This window comes from Streptomyces sp. CB01635, from assembly GCF_002803065.1.
In the GTDB taxonomy this organism is placed as follows: domain Bacteria; phylum Actinomycetota; class Actinomycetes; order Streptomycetales; family Streptomycetaceae; genus Streptomyces.
Genome location: NZ_NNBL01000035.1, coordinates 60,498 through 79,858 on the forward strand (window position 1 = coordinate 60,498; position 19,361 = coordinate 79,858).

The following is a 19,361-nucleotide window of genomic DNA, read 5'->3' on the forward strand; positions in this document are numbered from 1 at the left end:
CCTGGTCGGGAGCTGGCAGGCCGTGCGCCCGGAGTCTGCACTGTTTCCCCAGGCAGACGCGCCGTCCTGTGAGGCTGAGGCTGTGAGAGACCGCATGACACTGCTGGGTCCCGCTCCCGCCCCGCCCCACCGCTGAGTCCCGCGTCGCGATGAACGCCACGCCGCCCCTCGTGCGGGTGAATCCCGCGCCACCCATCCCCGCAGGTACTCCCTATGGGTGACGAATTGTCAGTGCCGCTCCCTAGCGTCCGACTTGTGACAACTCCATCGCGCCCTGGCGGCGCTCGTTGCCCAAGGCGGTGACCTCATGAGCCTGACCTCCGGAATTCACTGTCCGCGCACCCCGCTGCGCCGGTTCCTGGACCGTGAACTGTCGGCCGGCGCCCACCCGTTGCGCAAAAGCTTCCGTGCCCGGGACCAGAGCGACCAGATCCTGATGCCCGGCCCCGGTGTTGGCACCGAGGCCGGGAACGTCGGCACCGCGATCGACTACCGGCTGCGCCTGGCGTTCACCACCACGGACCCCGTCGATCCCGTCGCGCGCGCCGGGATCTCGCTCACCGGCACCTACGACTCCGACCCGAGCCAGCGGATGCGGGAAGTGGGCGAGGAACTCGCGGCGCGCCTTGAGGAAACGGTCCTTGGCCTGCAACTGGACAACCGCGAGCTGCCCATGGACCGGGCTCACGACGAAGAGGAGGACCTGGCCCGGATGCTGATCGCCGCGGCCTGGTACCAGGTCAACTACCGCAACGCGTACGGGTTCGCCTACACCCCGCTGGCCATCACCGCCCGGGAGGACCCCGGAGCCTTCACCTTGGACCAGCTCCTGGAGCTCCCGCACCGCGACATGGTGGCCGACGTCGTCGCCCAGTTCTACAAGGCCGCCGACGGCCCGCTGGACGCCCTGCGGACCCGCAGCCGGCCGGAGGACTGCACACCCGGCCCCACGTTCCCCACCGCCCGGATCAGCGCGGACGCCGACCTTGCCGTCGACGGACTGCTGCTCGACTTCAAGAGCACCCGGTCCACCCGCACACTCCGCCAGGCCGAAGCGTGGCAGCTGATCGGCTACCTGCTGCTCGACACAACCGACCAGTACCGCATCGACACCGTCGGCCTGTACCTCTCGCGCTCCGGCACGCTCGCCAGCTGGCCGGTGGAGGAATACCTGGAACTGCTCGGGGCCTGCCGCCGCGACCTCACCGTCTTCCGCAGCACGTTCACCGAACTGCTCGAAGGTTGCACGGCAGACGCTCAACCGTACGAGCAGGAGGAAGAAGGCCGGGTCCGGCGGCTGCTGCGCCGCCTGGCCTCTGTCGCCGACCCTGGCCACTGCCTGGTGTGCACGCAGCCCTGCCCCGGCTCCAGCCGCCGGCCCCGGGAGTTCTGCTCCACCTGGTGCCGCGGCCGCGCCCAGACTCTGCGCAACAAGGGCCTGCTGCCCGGCGGTCCGGCCCTGCTGTTCCCGCGCCCCCGCAAGGAGCGCCTGGAGCTCCCCGAGGACGCGGAGGTTGTGAGTCTCACAGCCCGTTTGCCCAGGTAGGCGCTGCGTGGTGTGAGGCTGTCAGGTGTGAGGGGAGCCGTCGGCCAGGCCTGCGGCTGCGGCTCCTGGTCCCTGCTGCTCGGTGGGTGGTTGTCGTTCGTGGTGGCAGCAGAGTGGTGTCGTGGCTGGAGCGCAGCATTTGCATGGGCCAGGGCGGCACACGGGTGCTGCTCGGGCAGCAGCGGCGTCGCTGCTGCTTGCTGCTCGGGCCTGTGCTGCATGCAGCCGGCTCCGCTGCTCCGAGGGCAGCAGCACGGCAGGGGCGGCTGCACAACATCGCAGATCTGCAATGTTCCGGGTGAGATCTATGCACAACTGCTGCATGCATCGTCGACGGCCCGAGGGGCGTGAACTGCCCGCTGGTTGTTCTGCTACTCCAGAACGAGCCGGTGGATGCTTCTCCGTCACCCGAGGACCGAGAGGTTTTTTCTGCTGCATGCCGCGACGCGGCCTGCAGGCTTCCAGGACATTCGTGTCTACGGACGTGATGGAATATCCGATGCGCGGCTCGTGTGGAAGGTGTGCCACGAGTGCAGGCGCGGCGTCATCTCGAAGATCTCACTCTCCCCAGAAGTGCAGCGGCAAGGTCTCGGCACACTCTTCATCGACAGGGCGCTCATGGAGGGTCCCGGCTACTGGTGGACGACGAGCAGCCAGTCCCTGGATGGTCGGGCGTTCCTCCGGGCGATGTCGGCACGCACCGGCGCCGAGTTCACGGCGGGAGACCGAACATGCGAACACATCCTGGAGAGTCGGGCCGGACGCCGCAAGCCCATCCTGGACCGACGCCTCCACGCATACGCTGCTGGAGCCGCAAGGTAGAAAATGCCGGCTCGTTCTACCGCCAGCCCCGTAATCTGCCTATATGGTCACCGCCGATCGTGAACTGCTCTCCCGGACTGCCCGTAACGCTGTCCGTGGACTGATGAGTGATCTCGTGGCAGGCGCGATCGGAGAATACTGGGAGAACGAGCACTTCGCCCCGGCCCCTGGCTTCACTCGGGTCGAGGGCGGGGTCCGCAAGCAGCTCTTCGACTCCTACGCCGCGTCCGTCGACTGGACCGACCACGACCATGTGACCCGGGCCCTGCGGGTGTTCGAAAGCATGCTGCGCCGCCTGGACCGGGAAAGCCGGAAGTACGGCGGGGATGGCTTGCCTGCCGACACGGTGGCGGATCTGCGGGAGGCGTTCGCGCGGGACGGCTGTCGCCTGGATGATGAGCTACGCCTGCACACGGCACGCGTCGCCCATCTGGTTGTCCATGCCGACGCCCTGTCTGAGGCGTCGGGCATCCAGGCCGAGCTGGAGCGGGTGCGCAGGTTCGGAGCCGATTATCCCGATGACGCGATCGGCGCGGCCAAGCAGCTCATCGAGGCGACCGCCAAGCTTGTACTGCTCAAGCGGAATCTCCCGGTCGACGAGCGTCAGGACCTACCCGCGCTGATCAAGCAGGCGCAGCAAGCGCTTCACCTTCACCCCGCAGCAGTGCCGCCGGCCCGTACCGGCGGCAGCCCGGACAACGCCGACAGCATCAAGCGCATCCTGGGCGCACTGACCTCGGCTGCCATCGGCGTCGCCGAACTGCGCAACCGTTACGGGACCGGACACGGACGGCTAGCAGCACCCACAGGCCTCGGACCCCGACACGCCCGCTTCGCCGTCGGCACGGCCGCCACCTGGTGCGAGCTGATGCTCGACACCCTCGCCGACCCCAATGCCCCCTGGCGCAAGGCGCCTTCGACACCAGCCCCGCTTGCGGACAGTGCGGACAGCGAGCCCGCAGCCTCAATCTGAGCCCGCACAAGCTGGAACACAGGAAAGGGCAGCCGGTGGCACCACAGCAGCTCACTGTCGTCACTCGCCAGCGCCTCCTCGACCTCCTGGTCGTCGAGAAGATCTGGTGGTGGGGCGCTCTGGACGAGGTGAGGTTCCTGGAGCGCCTGTACGACCTGGACACCCTCGAAGGCGACGGCTACCGGCGCCTTACGGCCAGGGAAGACATCTGGCAGCACTGCATCAACAACGACGACTGGCTGCCCGAATGGGTGTTCACCGACGCCCGCTTCGGGCTCAGCGGCCCCTCCCCGCAGCCGCTGTTGAACTTCCTCGCCGAAATGCTCCACCCCGTGGTGCGGCGTGACCCGGCTGAAGTCGAGCGCCTGGCCGAGAAGCTCAACGGCATCCTTACCAAGGACGGCTTCGAGCTCTACCCGACCGGATACATCAGTGGGCTGCCGGTCTACGCCGGCGGCCCCCGCGCGTCCTTTCACGGCGCCCGACCGGACTTGAAGTTCGAAGCACGCCCCCTGCTGACCGACCCCCGCGTGCTCCACGAACACCAAGAGCGCATCAGGGCTGGCCTGGAACGCGACCCGGCCGCAGCGATCGCCTCCTGCAAAGAACTCGTCGAAAGCCTCTGCAAGATCATCCTGGAACACCAGGACATCGAGTTCCCGCCCGGAGAAGACCTGCCACCGCTGTTCAAGCGCGTCACGACGCTGCTGGGCCTGAACGCCGACGCCGTCGCCGACCACGCCAAGGCCAGCGCCACGGTGGTCAAGATCCTGCGCACTCTCACCACGACAGTGCAGGGCTTGGCCGAGCTGCGTAACCAGCTCGGCCTCGGCCACGGGCGAACCGCACCGAGCCCGGCACTTACCCGCCACGCCCGGCTGGCTTTGAACAGCACGGTGACCGTGACGGAGTTCGTGCTCGACACTTGGCAGGATCGCATCGAGCGAGGGAAACTCTCACCTCGTTCTTAATAGCGTTACGCCCACTCCATGCCCAGCTCCCGCAGCGCATCCAGCTGTTCCTGGGCGAGCTTGGCACGCCTCGATTTGGTGTTCGAGACCCAAACGCCGAGCCTCTCGGCCACTGGCTCGGTCTCGCTGTCGACCGTGATCTGTTCGCTGTGCCACCTTGGTACAGGCCGCTGACCCTCGCGTTCAACCCATTGCGCGAGAGCTGCCAAGCCGCGTTGGAATGCCTGCTGTCCCTTGCTACCGGCCTTCCCTGGGCCCTTGGCCGCACCGGCCGACGCCGGGGCGGGGTATGTCGTCTCAGTAGAAATGGCATCTAACTGCTGAACGCGTGCCTTCTGACCTGGAGCTCGCCACATAGTGAGAAGCCGATCAAGAGGGCTTTGGGAGACGACTCGCGTGCACCTCTTGCCTTTGAGCTGCGATGCGTCAGCAATTGAGGCAAGCCGCCAGACGGATTGCGACGACCTTTAGATGGGGGAGGGCGCGGGAGTGCCTGTCAGCCTAACCGGGTTGGGCCGGCTCTCGGGCGGCGGTCTCCCAGGCCTTCAATGTCTCGAATACTGAGCCCATCAGAGTCGCCTCCTCCACCGCCACGCTAGAGACGAGAAGCCAGGGAACACCTCGATCAGCGTTGCGTCGGCTCATGGCGCCTCCGTGGGAGGACCGCTCAGTGTCATTCCGTCTCTGCCGGACCCTTGAGTCGGGCGTGCCAGCGCATTGGCCGCTCGCACGCGGACCTCGTCGCGTAGAGCGGCGTGAGCGGCAAGGTCGGACAGGTGATCTGCACCCTTCTGCCGGTGCGGCCGAGCCAGTGCCGCCTGCACGCGAGCAACAGGCCTTGAGCTGATCGACAAAAGCGTGGGATCGAACTGATGGACTGGTGTAAATATGCCGCTATGCCCAGCAGCTTGTTCGAACGCGTACGCAAGGTGTCCGACGAGGTCACCGACCCGCGCTTCCGCGTCCTCCGCGACCACCACATCCTCCACCAGGCCACCCGGCGGTTGATGGACGAAACCTTCGCCACGTTCCGCGGCGCTGACCGAAGCTTCATCCGCGAGTTCCAGACCGGCGGATTCTCTCCCCGCGTCCTGGAGCTGGCCCTGTTCGCGGCGCTCCACGAACAAGGACACACCCTCGAACACACCGGTGGTGCACCGGACTTCCTCCTCGGGGGAGACAACCCAGTGGCCATTGAAGCCACGACCAGTAACCCCGCCCAAGGCGCGTCGCCTGCAGCCGATCTCGAACAGCTCCCACAGGGCAAGCACCCCCTGATCCCCGCAGACCTGGATGATGCCGAAGCCGAGTTCGTGCTCCAGTCCGCCAAGGCTCTGCGCCGCAAGCTCGAGAAACGGTCCGCCCAAGGACACGCCTACTGGGAAGCCCCTCACGTACAGAGCCGCCCGTTCGTGATCGCCCTGGAGTCCTTTCACCACTTCAGCGCGCTGTTCCACACCGTCGGCCCGCTGTCCAACTATCTGTATGGACGCCGCGACGTGGCCGCGCGTGACGACCAGGGCGCCCTCATCCTGACCAGTGAGAAGATCACCGAACATCGACGCGGCGACACCAGCATCCCCAGTGGCCTGTTCGCCCAGCCCGAAGCCGCACACCTGTCGGCCGTCATTTTCTCCAACAGCGCCACGGTCGCGAAGTTCCACCGCATCGGCACCGAGCTGGGCTACGGCCCCGAGGATGTCGCCATGCTGCGATGCGGCGGCCTGCCCGACCCGGACCCCGACGCAGGCCGTCCCATCGAGCACGCCTACGTGGTGGGGGACTACGGCCCCGAGGAGCGTGAGACCTTCAGCGAGGGCTTCCACATCCTGCACAACCCGCGGGCAAGCATCCCGATCGCCGATGGCACCTTCCCCGGCTTCACCGAACATCGTCTACGGGATGACGGGCTGGTCCTGACGACCTCCGCCCGGCCCGACTACTTCACCTCACACACCCTCGTCCTCCAGGGGCCCGACGCCCGGGCCAGGGCGCGCGGCTACGTGGAGCGCTACCGGGCCGATGCTGCTTCCTCCTCCGGCTGACGTCGTTCCGACCGTCTCGCCTGGGCGGTCGGCAGCCCCGCATTGTCAGTGCCCCCCGAGATGATGGAACCGGAATCACCCGCGTATAGGGCAAGGGCAGGGATTGCTGATGTTGGTGTCGTGGACCACGTTGGAGGCGACGCAGACGGAGAACGTGGTCGCCGTCATGCTGTGCCGTGAGCATCCTCGTGCGGTGCGGATCCGCCCCTCGCAAGGCGACGGTGGCATCGACGTCGTCGAGGTCACCGAAGACGGCTGGGTGGTCTACCAGATCAAGTACTTCGCAAACAACCTCGAGGCGGGCCAGAAGAGCCAGATCGCAGACTCCTACCGCAAGGTGCAGGCGTATGCGGCCTCCCGGGGCGCCCGCATCGCGGCCTGGCACCTGGTCCTCCCGCTGGACGCCACCAAAGAAAACCGCTTCGACTGGTTCCGCACGCTCACCCAGGACGCCGGCTATCCCTGCGAGTGGATGGGACTGACCCACCTCAACGGCCTGGCCGCCAAGTACCAAGACGTCATCGACTACTTCATCGGCAACGGTAAGGAACAGCTCGTTACGCTGCTGCGTCAGCTGCACGACTTCATGGGACTCCAGCGGAGCGCTGACCGGGCCTTGAACGAGGGCGAGCCGGTTCCTCTCGCTGCTGTAGACGTCACTAACAGCTTGGAAAGCCTCTACCGCGCCCTCAACGCCCACGATCCGTTCTACCGATACAGCTTCTCGGTCGACCAGGACCGCACGATGCCGCAAAACGAACCGACGCTAGTCTTTGCCAGCCAGACCCAGGACGGCGACGGACCCTGCATCACCTTCCGTGTCTATGCCCGCTACGACCAGGCCGTGCACGACCACGAGTTGGGTATCAAGTGGGTGGTGTCTTTCTCCGAGGACAAGCCTGCACCGCAGGCCTTCCACGAGGCTCTGACCTACGGCACCCCCATGACCGTTACCTCCGCCGAGACCGCATCTTTCAACTGCATCCTGGACCTTCCCGGCGGCCTGGGCGGCCAGTTCTCCAACGGCACCATCAGACTGGGGCCGGCCTGGCAGGAGGAGGCACCCGACCGCAAGCTGCGGCTGCAGCTTTTGAACGAAGCCGGCCAGATTCTGGAGAGCCTCACCTTCGAGATGGAGCCGACCCGCAGAGGACTGTCCGGGAAGGGACTGTCGGCATTCGGCCGGGACGCCTCCGGCATCCTCGAGGTGCAGACCCTGACCTCCCTGGAGGGCAAGCGGCCAACGACGATGCGGTTCAGCCGCAACCCCCTGGAAGGACTCCCTCCGGACGAGGTGCTCCCGGCCCTGCGCTTCATGGCAAGGCTCAAAACACCGCACAGCATTCGCGCTGCCGCCCCCTACGGCCCCGTCCGCAGCGAACCGATGCCGTTCCAAGGCGACCCGAACAGCGACATGCACGTGATGGCCGCGCGCGCCGCCGCCGTGGCCGAAGCCCTGTCGGTAGTGCAGGAGCACACCACAGAACAGCTGGTGATGCCCGACCTGCTGCAGACGACCTTCGTGGAGGCTGCCCGGCTGCAGTGGATCGCACGTCTGCTGCGCCACGAGACGTTCACCTATCAGTGGGATCGGGCTGAGATGGCCCTACCCAAAGAAACCTCCCCTGTCCCGGTCACACAGGGAGACGTCCCGGAGCAGCGAACCTTCTACCTCCCGCTCACCATCACGCTCGCCGGCCAGGATCGTGAACTCGGCCTCGGCATGGAGCGGATCGACTTCCCGTCAGCGCTGGTCGAAGCAGCGGAAGGTGAGGACGGATGGCGACTGAGCTGTCGCCCGGGCGACAGCACCGAGGGCACCAGTACGCATGTCCCTGGTGCGGGCCCTGACGGTGCCCGGCCCGCGTAGCCGCCGGGGAGGCGGGGCGCCGCCCGCTAGAGCCTAGGAGCCCGGGCCTCGCTATAGTCCCGCGCATGACAGATCCGGTGAGTGGGTTATCAGGCCGAGCCCTCACGCAACTCGTCAACGCGGCCCGAGCGGCGTCGAATCCAATCACGGTTGTCAGGCACGGTCGCCGCGAGGACCGCGCGAGCGTCTACGACCGGTTCGTTCAGGCATGCAGCCAAGCTGTGGCCACGCACGATCGCGAGACGATGGCCGAGGTGTGGACCACACTGCAGGCCATCAAGATGCGTGCCGATAGGGCCGTCCGCGAGGCCGCCGAGGCTCTTTTCCAGAGGGTCGCAATGATTGCCGACCCCGGTGCAACGGGGACATGGGCGCGGTGGGTCGACGATCTTGAGATGGAGGGCGCTGAACGCCCTGATTTGGAACAGGAGTTCGGCACAGATCTATCCCGCGACCACGATGTCCGGTTCCTGTCCGCGCTGGACGACTTCATCACGCTGGCCAGGCTGGACTTGCTCCGCCGCTGGTGGCACAGCCTTCTCCCCGGGCCGGTGCGCCGCTGGTACATGGGCCGCAAGCATGGGAACCAGCACGGAGGCCCCGGCCGTCCGTGGAAGCAACCTCGAGTGGAACTGCGGCTCTCGGAGGATGTCCTCGCCCGCGTCGATGACGCCAAGAGGAACTTCTTTGACACCCGTGGGAGAACGCTTCGTCGGCTGATCGCCAAAGGCCTGGAAGCGGAATCGGAGTAGCCCAGCCAGCCCGATCCGCGGCCCGGTGAAAGGCGCACCTCCTGGAACTCGGTCATGCCCTGACCGGGCCCGAAGGCAGGCTGCTGTTGGTGCGGAAGCGGGCATGCCGAGTGGACGGCCGCGTACGCCCGCCAGCTTCTGCGAGAGCACCTGGAAGGCGGTGGCTTGTCACCGGCTGTCGCCGCGGCCGATGCGGATGTCGTCCAGGAGCGGCCGGGTGATGGATTCGGCGCCGGTCTCGATGGCTTCCTGCGCGGCCATGCAGATCAGGTCGTTGAGGGAGGAGATGTAGCCGCCGGTGCGCTTGTGGAGGTAGCGGGAGAGCTTAAGGAGCGAGCCGTTGTGGTCGTGCAGGTGCAGGTCATCCTCGAAGCCCTGCACGACGCCGTGCCAGTCGTCGCCGTAGGGGATGACTCCGGCCCAGAGCATCGGCAGGTCGCTGAAATAGGTGTCGCCCTTGACGACGTCCGGCAGATTCTTGCGCCGCTTGTCGTAGCGGGCCTCATGGACGATCTCGCGGGCGCCGGTGCCGCAGTAGACGAACGTGACGTTGGTGCGCTCCTGCAGGGACTCGAAGTAGTCGAACGCGGCCTGGATCTCATTGTCCTGGATGCGGTTGATGCCGTCGACGAGGACCAGTTGGGTCTTGGCCTTCCCCATCACGTGAACTACGGGTTCGGTCATGTCGACTGGGCGGCGGCCGCGCTCCTCGGGCTTGAGCGTGTGGTTGAGGGCCAGGAACTCGGCGAAGGGCAGCGACCGGTGCTGGTTGCTGTCGCGCTCCGGCGGGACGGTGATGAAGACGACCGGGATCCGATTGGGGTCGGCTCCCTGGTCCTGCTCGATGAGTCCCTGAAAACCGCGGCCGATCTGCACCAGCAGGGTGGTCTTGCCGCACCCCCGGTCCCCGTCGATGACCATGTCGGTGCTGCGGCCGACCTTGCGGAAGCGGTTCTTGCGCAGCTGCCGCTTGGCGTCGAGCAGCCCCCGGCGCAGGGACGGGGTGATCACGGGAAGCATCTCCGCGTGGTACATCAGGCGCGGATCGCGGGGGCCGACCCGGGTGCCCTTGGGGGCGCAGTCAGCCAGGTCTGGCGGTGTGAGGCGGCGGGAGGCCTCACGGTCCCAGCCCTCGCGGGTAGTCAGCAGCGGTACATCGATGGGCTGGGCCACCGCGTCGGCGACCTCGGGGCCGTAGAAGCGGATCAGTTCTTCGCGGCTCATGCTGTGTGTCCGTCTTCCGTCGTCTCAATGTCGCCGTCGTGCGGCTGCGGCGTTTCATCCGGTGCAGGGGTACGGGGATGTACGAGGGCGAACAGGTCGGCTCCCCTGCCGTGCAGACTGCGCGAGCCGGTCCACTCGCCCAGCGGTGCCGGTTCTGGCCCGTCACTGTCGTCGTCCGGGGTTTCCTCGGACGGGGGAGGGGTGGCGGGTGGGCCGATGGAGAGGAGCTGAGCGTTGTCCAGCGGCAGCGCCGGCGCCCGCACGACCGTGGCCGGACCCGGGTCGGGGACTCCTTCGTACGGATCGGCCGCGGGCACATCCAGGTCCAGGGCCGGGCCAGTGAACAGGCGTGGCGGGCGCGGTTGTTGCGGGTCCGGGCCGCGCCGGGCCCGCTCGCGCAGCGCGGACACCTCGCGGGCGATGCGCCGCTGATCCTCCTTGCTGCCGCCGTCCTCGAGCACGGCGAGCGTGGCCTGCTCCCACGTCCACTGCGTCCAGGCGTCACCGATGAGGCGCTGATGGGTGAACTCCGCCTCCACCCAGTCCTTCTCCCGGTGGTCCCACAGCCACACGAACCGGGGCGCGTAGGGGGAGTAGCGGATCTGCCAGCGCTTGCCCTGCCCGGGCAGCCCCGAGTGGCGGTTCTTGTACTCCTGGAGGGCTTCGCTGTTGTAGGTGCGGTTGTCGATGGTGACGCCCTTGTCGGTCACCCGCAGCCGCTTGAACGGCAACAGCTTGCGGTTCTCGCGCGGTGTCAGCGGCAGCGGCGCGTGCCCCTCGGCCGCCACCAGCGTCGCGTACATCCGATTCGGACTGACCTTCAGGCTGGGCAGGAACGGGCTGCGCAGACCGGAGTGCGGCTTTTGCTGCCAGTCCAGCGCGATCCACTCATCGAGCAGATCCTGCAGCTCGTTCAGGCTCCACAGCGGGCCGTCCTCCACGTGCTTGCCGCGTCGGGCCAGGTCCGATCCGGTGTAGCCGACGACGTACTGGGAGAACCGACGCTTGATCGCATTGAACGTGGACTCGATGATCGCCTTGTCGGTGGCGGTGCGTTCCCGGGCCGGCTGCACGTCGATGCGCAGCATTCGGCACACGTCGTCGAAGTGCTCGCTGTTGAAGATCTTGCCGTGGTCGACGACGACCGTACGCGGGCGGATCACCGGCCGGGCGGCCGCGCCCACCATGCGCGGATCGCAGGCGACCAGGTCGGCGTAGGGCATCTCGGAGTGCTCCGCCAGCGCTCTGAGCGATCAGCCGGGACGGGCCGGCATCGGAGCTAGCTAGTGGCTCGTCACGCAGTCTTGGCCGGGTAATCAACGGTGTCAGTGATCGCGACTATGGTTCCCGGTCATGGGGTTCTCGGGGTCTTTCATCGTGGCGCGAGCCGGCCGGCCACTGACGGAGTTGGCGGCGATGCGGGCCTCGGACTGTGTGCCGTTCTGGTGGGCGCGTGATGGCGAGTGGCAGATCCTACCGGCACTTCCCCGTTTGTCATGGTTGTACGGTAGCGGGATTGTGAAGGTTTGCGACAGGTTCCGCCCATGGTCACCGTGCGCGGGACCTGTCTGATGGACGACTTCAAGGGGGGATCATGGGGTTCAGATTTCGTCTAGGCCCGCTGTCGGTCGGCAGCGGGGGAGCCAGGGTCAAGGCGGGACCGGTCTCTGTCAGTTCCAAGGGGAGGGTCGGCCTTTCTGCCGGCCCCATCTCTGTCTCCGGCGGGGCAGGAAGAAAGGGCGCCAAGCGCCAGCAAGGTCAACTCGGCGGCGACCCAACCAGTGCTCCTTCGGCAGACTTCGAGCGCGATCTTCTGAATTACCTGCTCCAGCGTGAGGCTCAGTACGAGCAGACGGGACCGAGGCCCGCTCCAAAGGACCCCCAGCAGATACAGCGCGCTCGGGATGTCGCAGCGAAGTACCTCAACAGTCCTCAGGAGACTTTTGAGGAGCTCCCCCCTGACGCCTCTCTGCGCTACCCCCCAGCGTTCGGCTCTCCGAGCCGGACGTGCCGCTATCAGCAAGGCATGGACGACTACTGCTACACCCACGAGCAGATGCACTGACCGTCAGCGCCCAGGGCAATCCGCGGAAGACTATCTGCCCCAGATGAGTCCGCACTCGCGGAGGTTCTGGAAGGCGCGGTTCATGGTGGGCTTGCTCGCGCCGAGCTCGGTACACATCTTGTCCGCTGCCCTGCCCGATCCGTCCAGCAGCGCCTCTACGTGGCCCTGTGCTCCACCGCCATACTGCGGGTCTACCTCGAAGGCCCACTCGGGCTGCTGTCCCACGACACCCTCGAGATCACCGTGTCCATCCGCAACGACAACCCGCACCGCGGCAATGGGCCCCAGCTCGCCGGCACCGCCACCCCCGAGCAGGTGCGTGCGCACATCTGGGGGCCGTGGAAGTTCAGCGCCGATGGCCGCGACGAAACCGGACGGGCTGTTGCCCCGCAGCACCTCGCAGTCGGCGAGTGGGCGCGCTACGGCCTGACGCCCACCACCCCGCTCACCTGGTCGATGAGCAGCACGCAGAACTGGCTCCGCGACTACGCGAATGAGCCGATACGCCTGAGCATCACCGCCAGGTCGAAGGACCGCACCTTGGACTTCGGCGTCGACAGTTCGTGCGCAGGGGTGCGCACGAACTGAGCCACCTTCGATGGAACGTCCCCCGGCGTAGAGACCGCAGGGTTAGCATCCGCAGGTTCTGCACTCGGGGGAAGGTGGACGGATGCTGCGGTTGCAGGCTTGGCTGGAGTTATGGCGATCGCGGGCCGTCGACTTCGTCAGCGGCGAAGACAAGTTGGAGATCTACCACCGGTGCGTGCTGGCCGCGCTGGACGGGCCCGAGACTGAGCGGCTGCTCGGAAAACGCGACGGAGTAGACCACGGCGCCGTCATGGAGCGGATGATGACGGCGCACTACCGCCGCTACACCACCATCCGGTGCCCATCGCCCCTGTTCGACAGAGCGATTGAGGAACTGGACGAGGCGCGGGACAAGTACGAGAGAGTGGCAGGTGAGGGGCAGTGGGACTGGCGGGTCGTTTGCTCCCTGATCGGTCTCGGCTCCCTGACACTCTTGATCTTCGGTGGTCTACTCGCCCTGCTCACAGCGGTTGTGGTAGCAGCAGTCACGATGGCTGTGCTGTTCATCTGGCGTGAGTCATCGGCGTGGACCAACCTGGCGCAGTGCCTGATAGCCGCAGGGCTGGGGGGCGCCTGGCTCGTTCAGCGCATAGAGGTAGGGGCATGCGCCGCACGCTGGGGCGAAGACCTACAGGAGATAGGTACTGGTCCCGTGGTGGCCGATCTGGTCCGCCACATGCTCGGTGATGACCCCGACTCCCTCTTCATCCCCGACGACTACGAATGGGGCCTGCGCGCGCCTCGAGCCCCGGGCTACATCGTCGAGAACGGGGCTCGGCGCCAACTGGAGCGCAAACTCACGCATCTTGAGGACGGCACCATTGCCGTCTGCGGCCCACGCGGTGCAGGCAAAACGACCCTGCTGGAGCAGTGCGTCAAGAAGGCTGGATTCGGCGTGATTGTCCAAGCGCCGGCCACCTATGCTCCGCACGACTTCTTGCTGTCGCTGTCGGTGCAGCTGTGCGAGAAGTACATGCGCGACCAGGGCTACGAACCCATAGGCTTCGCGCGACTGTCGCCGGCGCGCAGGCTATTGCGAGGGATGAGGAGCCAGGCCAAGCGGCTCGGCCGGTGGAGTTCCTTCGCGGTGCCTGCCGCTGCCTTGGTGGTGCTAGGTCTGTCAGCCTCGGTGCGGTCCCTGTACGAGCAGTACGTCACGTCCGTGTTCGACGTCGCGCGCACGAACGCTGACGCGATACGCGACGACGTGACGGCAATCTGGCAAGGCCACACCGTCATCGCAAGCTTGACCGTCACGATCGGCGGGATCGCCTGGTGGCAGTCAAGGCACGCTGCCTGGCTGCCACGCATGCTGGGACGCCTGTGGATGCGCGGCATCAGACGCGTCGGGCTGCTTCTGGCCTGGGCATCCGCTGCCACTGTCCTTTTGGATGAACAGATCCGCCAGCAGGCCCGGCACCTCCACAACTCCCAGCCCGAGGCCCTCTACCGGGCCGTCGGCTACGCAGGAGCGCTGCTGGCCGTGTGGTGGGTCTTGCGCCTCGCTCGTGATTCCGGGGTCGAGTTCCCCTTCGGAAGGTTGCGCATCTTCCTGGAGAAGATCTTCCGCCCCTTCGCCGCCGCCGCCGGGATATACCTGCTGTTGTTTCTCATCACTAACCCGCAAATACGGTCCCTTCTGGCGGACCCGGAGAACCCGCTGCGGCTGGTAGGCATCATCACCGGAGTCCTGCTGTCGACGGCGGGGGATTGGCACCCACAGCCAGACGAACCCGAGTTGATCACGCGGTGCCAGAGCCACCTCTACCGTCTTCAGACGATCCAGCAGGCCACCTACGGCCTGACCGCCGGAGGCACTGCCCAGATCCTGAGTCTGGGCACCAACCACTCCGCGTCCGTGTCCACAGTCCCCCCGAACTACCCGGAACTGGTAGAGGAATTCCGCGAACTGCTCAAGTGCATCGCCATCGAGAGAACTGGAGCAGGCAAGACCGTCGTGATCGCCATCGACGAAGTGGACCGCTTGGGCGCGGATACTGATGCGCTCGCGTTTCTCCGGGAGATCAAGGCCATCCTGGGCGTTCCCCTGGTCCATTACCTGATCTCGGTTGCCGAGGACGTGGGGGCCGCCTTCGTCCGCAGAGGCCTGCCACATCGAGACGCCACCGACAGCTCTCTGGACGACATCATCCACGTCCAGCCCAGCACCCTCAGCGATTCACGCGCCATCCTCGCCAAGCGCTCCCAGAGGCTGAAAGACCCCCACATCCTGCTAGCTCACGCTCTGTCAGGAGGCATCCTGCGCGACTTGCTCCGCTACGGACTGCAGCTCCGCGAGACACAGGACAAGACCCAGTCCTACGAGCTCACAGACATCTCCCGGCACCTCATCCTGGAAGAACTCGCGGAAACCTTTGCCGGCTTCCGCACCCTGCTGAGCAAGCAGCAGTGGACGCACGACACCAACAGCGTCCTCGCTTCCTTCCGTACTCTCAGCAGCTACCTGCGTGACCCCTGCCCGTGCGTAGAAGCGGATGTGCTGCGCACACTGGACCACTTCGCCTTCTACGCCGACGGCCCCCGACCACATCCCGCTAACGCCGGCGACTCATCACACCGACCACCGGATGACCCGGTTCTCAGCAGTGACGCCCGCCAGCTGATAGACGAAGCGTCTGCGTACGCCTACTTCTCACTCACCCTGCTCGACATCTTCAGCACCGAAGGACTCGAGTGTCGAACGCAACTGGCAGCTGAGCACGGCCAAGACGGCGATCCTGAACGGCTGGCCGACGCACGACAGGAACTCGGGATATCGCCCTACAGCGCCCGGCCTCTGATCGACACCATCCGCAAGGCGTGGTCACTGCCTCTTGGGCCGACCCCGGATGCTCGTCTCCCGGCATCAGCCGTGAGGTGCTCCCGCCACAGGAGCCGCCCGGACATTCCGTGAGGTCGAATGCGATGGTCCCGGTCGACGGCCGCTGCGCAGCATTTGCATGATCCTGATGGTGTCCGCCGGGCGGGCGCGGCCGCGCCGAAAGCGCCCGTCGCACGGGTATGTCGTCTCAGTTGAACTGTCAGGCCCAGGGCTTGCTGACGACGCTCTGACCTGTAGTGCTGCAGAGAGTGAGAAAATGATCAAGGAGTGTCTGGCCTGGCTGTGACGACTTCTTGGGGCTCTGGTCCACTTCTTGTAGCGCGGTTACTGCTCGTGACCGATCGGTCCCAGGGCCTCCGCGATCCGTTGGACTTCGTGGCGCCACTGAGCGGCGTCGGCATTGTCCACCCAGCCGGTCAGCAGTTCCGATCCGTCTTGGAGTACACACTGCAGAGCGAGCACGGCTGACGAGCGGAGAGCCAACGGAAGCTGCGGCAGAGGTTCTCTGGGTCCGTCATCAGGGTCGATCACAATCCCGCTGCCCGGGATTGTGCTGGCAACGAGTGCCGCGGCGGCCACCGCTTCGGTTCCGTCGCCGCCATCCACGCGTGCTCCGGAATCCGTGACTCGCTGGAAGGCTCGCTCGAGCACTTTGATGACCTTCTGAGAAGTCAGTCCCTCGAGTTCATCGACGAAGTCTGCGGCGAGATCGCTGGCGAATGGGCCTGTTCCCCACGTTCCCATGCACGGCTCCTGGTATCGCTCTCGCGGACGAAGCCAGCATTCCAGCAGGCACTGACAAACGCTCAGGCGGCCAGGAGGACTCGTTTGCGAAGCAAGGCGAATCCCGCACGGCCGAACATCTGGCGCTTGAGCATTTTGATCCGGTTGACATGGCCCTCCACGACGCCGGAGTTCCAGGGCAGGGTGAGACCGGCGGTGACGGCGTCGAGGTCGCGCAGGAGGTGCTGAGCGAAGTGGCGGAGGCCGGGCAGTTCGGTAGTGGCGCTGGCCGCTTCGATCCATTCGGGGAGTCGGTCGCCTTTCAGGTGAGTGAGCATGTGGGCGAAGGAGCGCACGTGCGCGGCGAGTGCTGTCAGTTCGGGGCAGTTGGCCAAGGCGGCTTTGAGGTGGATCCGGTCGCCTTCGGGTAGCGCGTCGGGGTGCGTGAGGATCCAGCGCGTGACGGCGCGGGCCGATGGCGGTCGGGGGCCGACCGGTTGGGGCTTGCCGCGAAGAGTCCTGCTGACGTAGTCACGGACGCTGGCGTATCCGCGTGGATAGCCCTGTTCCCTGATCTCCTCCCATAACTTCCAGGCGTTGGTGCAGCCTTCCTGCCAGCGCTGGTCGATGTAGGGCTTGAAGTCGTCGAGCCTGGTCGCACGGCCTTGCCACTGGCCGGTGAACATCTCCTCCGGGGTGGTGGCGCGGGAGAAGCGCAGGATGGTGTTGAGGGTCATGCCGAGTTGCCGGGCGACGGATCGCTTGCTGTGACCGGCGGCGAGGAGAGCGTGGATGGTGGCGTGCTTGGCGCGGGTGCGTTCGGCGAACCGGTGCCCTGTCGGCCAGGGGGACGATGCGGTTAGCTCCGCTTCTTCCTGCGGTTCCTCCGTCTGCGCCGGCGTGGGGCGCAAGCAGCCGCGGTGCTGGTAGACGCATTTCTCGGCGGCTTCTCCCAGGTTGTGCCAGAGGTGCCATCGGTCAGCGACCTGGAGGGCCTGCGGGGCGCCGCGGGTGGCGCCTTCGGCGAAGAAGGGGGCCCGGTCACGGCAGATGATCTCAATGCCGGGCCGCTCGGCGAGCCAGGCCGCGAGCGTGTCTGCCTCCCGGTCGGGAAGGAGGTCGATCGGGCGACGTGTTTCGACGTCGACGAGCACGGTTCCGTAGATACGGCCTTTGCGCTGGGCGTATTCGTCCACGCCGACCACCCGGGGTGTGGTGGTGACGGGGTCCGGAAGCGAGGCGATCAGCCTCAGCAGGGTGTTCCTGCTGACCGGGACTTGGAAGGCATCCGTCATGCGGGCGCCTGCCCGGCCTGCGAGCGCGAGACCGACCGACACCAGCGTCGATCGCAACCGCTCGGTCTGTCGTCCGAACCGACGCGTGAGCCCAGGGACTTGCTCAACAAAGGTCTTACGCGTGCAGGAGTCCTTTGCGCAGACGAACCGCCGCACTCGTAACGACACCACGACCAGTTTGCCCGCTGTCGGCAGATCACGAGGAAACCGCAGGTAGGAGGCATGTATTCGCCCTGACCAGTATCCGCACTCCGGACAGGCCGCCCGTCCTGCGGTCGTACGTGCCTCGACCCGGACGACTGTGTCGGACACTTCGACCGACTCCAACAACACGCCCTCGACCGAGGAGAACAGCAGCTCATCCAACTGCGGAAGCACTTCGTTCACGGCGAAGGACTTTCGACCACACCACCGTCCAGCCGGGCGATTTTCGGGCGACCTCAACTGCCATGGCACGAAGATCAACAGTCACCCTGCGTGCACAACCACACGAAGTGGACCAGAGCCCTTCTTGGCTCTGGCACAGATCTTGGGGAGCGGTCGCGGAGCGTCACTGAAGCAGGATCATCTTGCGGAGTAGTTCGAATCCGGCGCGTCCGTAGAGTTGCCTCTTGATCTTCTTGATGCGGTTCACAGCGCCTTCCGTGCCGCCGGAGCTCCAGTGCAGGGTGAGACCGGCGGTCACCGCGTCGAGGTCGCGGCGCAGGTGGAGGGCAAAGTTGGTGAGGCCGGGCAGTTGGCTGGTGTCGACGGCGTCGATCCAGTCGGGGAGTGTAGAGCCGCGGCGGTGAGTGAGGATCTCACCGAAGTCGCGGACGTGTGCGGCCTCGGCATCCAGCTCTGGGCAGCGAGCCAGCACGTCCTTGAGCGCGGCGTGCTCGTCCTCGCTCAGTGATGCGGGGTGCCGGGTCAGCCAGCCGGTGACCCGCCGCACGGTCGGCGGCGGAGGCGGCGCCTGCGGTGGCAGGGCCCGCAGCGTGGCGATGTAAGCCCGGACCATCTGGTAGGTGACGGGCGCGTTCTCGGCGATCAGTTCGTGGTGCAGGCGGGTGACGCTCGTGCACCCCGCTGCGTACCGTCGCTCCAGATAGGACTTGTAGGGGTCCAACGGGCTGGGCCTGGGTCGGTTCTCCCGGAGTGTCTCCTGCCAGGTGGCGGCGCGTGCGTAGCGCAGCACGGTGTTGAGCCCCCAGCCCAGATGCCGGGCGATCGCCCGGCGCGAATGTCCCTGGGCGAGAAGTCCGTGGACCAGCGCGTGAGCAGCCTTCTTGCGCTGGGCCCGTCGGCTGGCAGGGTCTGGACCGACATTCACCGCCTCGCCTGGCGATGCCTCAACGGCTGTCAGCGCAGGAGGTGTTGGTGCCTTCAAGCAGTCGCGGTGGGCGGCGACGCAGGTCTCCACGGCTCGGCCGATGCCCTGCCAGAGGTGGAACCGGTCGGCGACCTGGATCGCGGTGGGCGCGCCGAGCCGGGCGCCCTCGGCGTAGGCGCCTGCCCGGTCCCGGCAGATGATCTCCACGCCCGGACGGGTGTCCAGCCACGTGGCCAGCGGTCCCGATTCACGTGTGGGGAGCACGTCGACCAGAGCAATGCTCAAGACCTAATAGCAGTGCACGGTGACGGGTGACCCCTACTCAAGACTCGG

The 19,361-nt window shown here is 66.5% G+C and carries 14 protein-coding genes; 8 read left to right on the forward strand and 6 right to left on the reverse strand.

Features of this window, described 5'->3' with window-relative positions; translation table 11 throughout:
• Positions 1-307: 307 nt before the first annotated feature.
• From CG723_RS41200 to CG723_RS41215, 3 genes are all read left to right on the forward strand, one after another.
• Complete coding sequence (locus CG723_RS41200) at positions 308-1,546, forward strand: hypothetical protein (RefSeq protein ID WP_100598682.1); 1,239 nt, start codon at positions 308-310, stop codon at positions 1,544-1,546.
• 865 nt (positions 1,547-2,411) lie between these two features.
• Entirely contained in the window at positions 2,412-3,341 is a 930-nt protein-coding gene (locus CG723_RS41210; RefSeq protein ID WP_100598684.1) for an abortive infection family protein, read from the forward strand.
• A 35-nt stretch (positions 3,342-3,376) separates the two neighbouring features.
• Complete coding sequence (locus tag CG723_RS41215; protein ID WP_100598685.1) at positions 3,377-4,312, forward strand: abortive infection family protein; 936 nt, start codon at positions 3,377-3,379, stop codon at positions 4,310-4,312.
• A gap of 5 nt (positions 4,313-4,317) precedes the next feature.
• Here the strand turns inward: CG723_RS41215 and CG723_RS41220 are convergent, their stop codons facing one another.
• The gene (locus CG723_RS41220) at positions 4,318-4,668 is read right to left on the reverse strand and encodes a helicase associated domain-containing protein (protein ID WP_442802636.1); all 351 of its coding nucleotides are present in this window, start codon (positions 4,666-4,668) and stop codon (positions 4,318-4,320) included.
• A gap of 540 nt (positions 4,669-5,208) precedes the next feature.
• On the opposite strand from CG723_RS41220, the gene CG723_RS41225 reads away from it, so the two are divergent.
• The 3 genes from CG723_RS41225 to CG723_RS41235 all read left to right on the forward strand — a co-directional run bounded on the left by CG723_RS41225 (position 5,209) and on the right by CG723_RS41235 (position 8,979).
• A complete protein-coding gene (locus CG723_RS41225) occupies positions 5,209-6,357 on the forward strand; it encodes a hypothetical protein (RefSeq protein ID WP_100598686.1) in 1,149 nt (382 codons plus the stop codon).
• Positions 6,358-6,466: 109 nt separating this feature from the next.
• Positions 6,467-8,227 (forward strand): hypothetical protein, encoded by a 1,761-nt coding sequence (locus CG723_RS41230; protein WP_100598687.1) that lies wholly within the window; start codon positions 6,467-6,469, stop codon positions 8,225-8,227.
• A gap of 65 nt (positions 8,228-8,292) precedes the next feature.
• On the forward strand, positions 8,293-8,979 hold the full coding sequence (locus CG723_RS41235) for a hypothetical protein (RefSeq protein WP_159032665.1): 687 nt from the start codon (positions 8,293-8,295) through the stop codon (positions 8,977-8,979).
• Between the two features lie 168 nt (positions 8,980-9,147).
• Here the strand turns inward: CG723_RS41235 and CG723_RS41240 are convergent, their stop codons facing one another.
• Both CG723_RS41240 and CG723_RS41245 read right to left on the reverse strand, forming a co-directional pair.
• Positions 9,148-10,203 carry a TniB family NTP-binding protein gene (locus tag CG723_RS41240; protein WP_100598689.1) on the reverse strand — a complete coding sequence of 352 codons (1,056 nt, stop codon included), beginning with the start codon at positions 10,201-10,203 and terminating at the stop codon, positions 9,148-9,150.
• Positions 10,200-11,426, reverse strand: a complete 1,227-nt coding sequence (locus CG723_RS41245; protein WP_100598690.1) for a Mu transposase C-terminal domain-containing protein — start codon at positions 11,424-11,426, stop codon at positions 10,200-10,202. Before CG723_RS41245 ends, CG723_RS41240 begins: the two co-directional genes overlap by 4 nt.
• A 1,001-nt stretch (positions 11,427-12,427) precedes the next feature.
• On the opposite strand from CG723_RS41245, the gene CG723_RS41250 reads away from it, so the two are divergent.
• Positions 12,428-12,856: a hypothetical protein gene (locus CG723_RS41250; protein WP_100598691.1), complete on the forward strand. Its 429-nt coding sequence runs from the start codon at positions 12,428-12,430 to the stop codon at positions 12,854-12,856.
• Between the two features lie 82 nt (positions 12,857-12,938).
• Complete coding sequence (locus CG723_RS41255) at positions 12,939-15,770, forward strand: hypothetical protein (protein WP_100598692.1); 2,832 nt, start codon at positions 12,939-12,941, stop codon at positions 15,768-15,770.
• Between the two features lie 252 nt (positions 15,771-16,022).
• Here the strand turns inward: CG723_RS41255 and CG723_RS41260 are convergent, their stop codons facing one another.
• From CG723_RS41260 to CG723_RS41270, 3 genes are all read right to left on the reverse strand, one after another.
• Positions 16,023-16,442, reverse strand: coding sequence for a DUF4259 domain-containing protein (locus tag CG723_RS41260; protein WP_100598693.1), 420 nt, complete (start codon positions 16,440-16,442; stop codon positions 16,023-16,025).
• Positions 16,443-16,504: 62 nt separating this feature from the next.
• Positions 16,505-18,103, reverse strand: coding sequence for an ISL3 family transposase (locus tag CG723_RS41265; protein WP_100598694.1), 1,599 nt, complete (start codon positions 18,101-18,103; stop codon positions 16,505-16,507).
• A gap of 163 nt (positions 18,104-18,266) precedes the next feature.
• Positions 18,267-19,313, reverse strand: coding sequence for a transposase (locus tag CG723_RS41270; RefSeq protein ID WP_234374797.1), 1,047 nt, complete (start codon positions 19,311-19,313; stop codon positions 18,267-18,269).
• Positions 19,314-19,361 lie beyond the last annotated feature (48 nt).